Origin of the sequence: Thauera phenylacetica B4P (assembly GCF_000310225.1) — a bacterium.
GTDB classification, from domain to species: domain Bacteria; phylum Pseudomonadota; class Gammaproteobacteria; order Burkholderiales; family Rhodocyclaceae; genus Thauera; species Thauera phenylacetica.
Window position 1 is genome coordinate 1 of sequence record NZ_AMXF01000334.1, and the last position, 3,261, is coordinate 3,261.

General features: G+C 70.5%; 3 protein-coding genes. 1 reads left to right on the forward strand and 2 read right to left on the reverse strand.

Translation table 11 applies throughout. From position 1 onward, the window contains the following. Positions 1-1,074: murein transglycosylase A (gene mltA, locus C667_RS21460; protein WP_004383768.1), on the forward strand; the 1,074-nt coding region annotated here is incomplete at its 5' end. Positions 1,075-1,126: 52 nt separating this feature from the next. On the opposite strand, the gene C667_RS21465 is transcribed toward mltA, so the two are convergent. Beyond that, complete coding sequence (locus C667_RS21465) at positions 1,127-1,855, reverse strand: DsbC family protein (protein ID WP_004383770.1); 729 nt, start codon at positions 1,853-1,855, stop codon at positions 1,127-1,129. 17 nt (positions 1,856-1,872) lie between these two features. Then, complete coding sequence (locus C667_RS21470; protein WP_004383772.1) at positions 1,873-3,036, reverse strand: UbiH/UbiF family hydroxylase; 1,164 nt, start codon at positions 3,034-3,036, stop codon at positions 1,873-1,875. Positions 3,037-3,261 lie beyond the last annotated feature (225 nt).

Here is a 3,261-nt window from a genome sequence, read left to right on the forward strand (position 1 = left end):
GCCCCGGCCCCCCCCCCTGCGGCCGCCGCAGCGCAGGCGAGCGACTGGAGCGCGATCGAGGGCTGGCAGCGCGACGAGCTGTCGGCGGCCTGGCCGGCGCTGCGCGCGTCCTGCACCACCCTGGTTCGCCAGCCGCCGTGGAAGGCGGTGTGCGAGGCCGCTGCAGGGCTGGGAGGAGCGCCCGACGGCGGGGCGGTGCGCCGCTTCTTCGAGAGCCGCTTCACGCCCTGGCAGCTGGTGAGTCCCGACGGCAGCGCGAACGGGCTCGTCACCGGCTACTACGAGCCGCTGATCCGCGGCAGCCGCACGCGCAGCGCGCGCAGCCCCTGGCCGATCCACGGCGTGCCGCAGGACATGCTGACGATCGAGCTCGGCGACGTGTATCCGGAACTGAAGAGCCTGCGCCTGCGCGGGCGCCTGGTCGGCAACAAGGTGCTGCCGTACTGGAACCGCCAGCAGCTCGCCGAGCGCCAGGTCCCCGCGCCGGTGCTGCTGTGGGCGGACGACCCGATCGAGCTCTTCTTCCTGCAGGTGCAGGGCTCAGGGCGGGTGCAACTGCCCGACGGCGGCCTGGTGCGGATCGGCTACGCAGACCAGAACGGCCACCCCTACCAGTCGATCGGACGCTGGCTGGTCGCCCAGGGCGAGCTGACCCTGGACAAGGCCTCGATGGAGGGCATCAAGCGCTGGGCACAGGACAACCCCCAGCGCCTGCAGGAGCTGCTCAACGCCAACCCGAGCTACGTGTTCTTCCGCGAGATGCCGGCCTCGGGCGGCGGGCCGGTGGGCGCGCTCGGCGTGCCGCTCTCCGAGGGGCGCAGCATCGCGGTGGATCCGCGCTTCGTGCCGCTGGGCGCGCCGGTGTTCCTGGCGACCACGCAGCCGCTGAGCGAGCGTCCGCTCGAGCGCCTGGTGATGGCCCAGGACACCGGGGGCGCGATCAAGGGTGCCGTGCGCGCGGACTTCTTCTGGGGCTTCGGCGCGGAGGCCGGCCGCGAGGCGGGCAAGATGCGCCAGCAGGGGCGGATGTGGGTGCTGCTGCCGAAAGGCATGAAGCCGCCCGTGCCGCGCTGAGGTGCGCCGCGGCGCGGGCGCGCTCGCCCGCCCGCCCGCGGTCGGCAGGGGATCAGCGCTTGGCGGCGTCGATCGCCTTCTCGAGCTCGGCTTTCGGCAGGTAGCCGCCGATGCGCGAACCGTCGGCGAGGAAGATCGTCGGCGTGCCACTGATGCGCAGGCTCTGGCCGAGCTCGACGTTGCGCACGATGGTCGCGGTGTCGCAGCTCGCCTTGGCGGGCTCCTTGCCATCGACCACCCAGTCGGTCCACGCCTTCCCCTTGTCCTTCGCGCACCAGATGTTGTCGGACTTGGTGCGCGAGTCCTCGCTCAGGATCGGATACAGGAAGGTGTAGACGGTCACGTCGTCCATCTGCGCGAGGTCCTTGCCCAGGCGCTTGCAGTAGCCGCAGTTGGGATCCTCGAAGGTGGCAATCACGCGCGAGCCCTTGCCCTTGACGACCTTCACCGCCTGATCGAGCGGCAGCGTGGAGAAGTCGATCGCGGAGAGCTGGTTCAGGCGCGCCTGGGTGACGTCGCGGCGGGTCGCGGTGTCGATGATGCTGCCGTCGATGATGAAGCTGTTCTTCGCGTCGGTATAGACGAGCTGGCCGTTCTTGAGCACGACCTCGTACAGCCCGGCGTAGTCGGTGCGCGTGACCTTCTCCACCGCCGGCGCGCCGATGAAGGCCTCCATGCTCTTCTTGACCTCGGCTTCGTCCGCGTGCGCGAGCGTGGCCGTGCCGAGCGCCAGGGCGAGGCCGAGCGGCCGGATCAGGGACGGGACGGAAAAGGCTTTCATCAGATTCTCCACAGGGTTCAGAAACGGCCGTTGGCCGCGTAGCGCACGAGCGCGTTTTTTAGGACCGGGAGCTGCCCGGTCAGGTTCATTCCGAGGTTGCGCAGGGTCGACAGCACCGGATCCTGGCGCCCGAACAGGCGACTCAGGGCGTGGGTGGTGTATTGAAGCAGGAAGGGCTCCTCCGCGCGCCTGCGCGCGTAGCTGCGCAGCACCGAAAGATCCCCCGCGTTCTGCCACGACGGCAGCGCCCCGAGGACCTCCGCCAGCGCCTTCGCATCCTGGAAGCCGAGGTTGATCCCGTGCCCCGAGAGCGGGTGGATCGCGTGCGCGGCATCGCCGATCAGCGCCACGCGCGGACGCACCACCTCCTCCACCCGCATCAGGCGCAGCGGGAACGCCGCGCGCTTGCCGGAGAGTTCGAGCTTGCCGAGCGCCCGCCCGCCAGCAGCCTCCACGCGGGCGCAGAAGGGCTCGGGGTCGAGCGCGAGGAGCTCGTCGGCAAGGGCGTCGGGCGCGGACCACACCATCGACATCGTGCGCCCGGGCAGGGGCAGCCAGGCCAGGACGCCGTCGGCACGGAACCACTGGAAGGCGACCCCGTGATTGGGGCGCTCGCAGACGAAGTTGGCCACCACGCCGCGCTCACCGTAGGGCGTGACCGTCGCCGCGATGCCGGCACGCTCGCGCACCCAGGAGTCGCGCCCGTCCGCGCCGACCACCAGCGCGGCCTGCAGGCTGCGGCCGTCGTCGAGGCGCAGCCTGGCCGCATCCGCATCGACCTCCAGCGCCGCCGGCTTCGCCGGGCAGAACAGCGTGACGTTGTGCTGGCGCTTGAGGCTCTCCCAGATCTCCACGTGCACCAGGCTGGACTCGCCGATCCAGGCCAGTTCCTCGAGGCCGCTGTCGTAGGCCGAGAACACGAGCTCGCCGCCGGCGTCACCGTGGATACGCATCTCGGAGACCAGGCCGAGGCGGTCATGGTCGAGATGCGCCCACACGCCGAGCTCGTCGAGGAAGCGCGCGCTCGCCGGGCTGTAGGCGTAGATGCGCGCATCCCAGCCCGTGGGACGACGCGGCACGGCATGCTCGACCACGGCAATGCGCAGCGCGCTACGTCTCAGCGCCACTGCGAGCGCCGCACCGGCCAGACCGCCGCCGACGATGATGAGGTCGAATTTCATGGCGATCCCCGGGAATTCAGCACAGCTCCGGATTGTGCCCGAGCGGACGCCAGGCCGCCATGCGTGCGCTCGGCAAGGGGTGCGCTCCGGCAGCCGGAAAGCACAACGCCCCAGGCACGAAGAGGTGCGTGGGGCGTTGTATTGTGGGTTAGTCTGACGATGACCTACTTTCACGAGGGCGGACCTCACTATCATCGGCGCGTGTGCGTTTCACGGTCCTGTTCG

Bases quoted from the DNA above. Each gene is read 5' to 3' on its own strand.
- C667_RS21465 (WP_004383770.1), bottom strand. From the start codon at position 1,855: ATGAAAGCCTTTTCCGTCCCGTCCCTGATCCGGCCGCTCGGCCTCGCC.
- C667_RS21470 (WP_004383772.1), bottom strand. From the start codon at position 3,036: ATGAAATTCGACCTCATCATCGTCGGCGGCGGTCTGGCCGGTGCGGCG.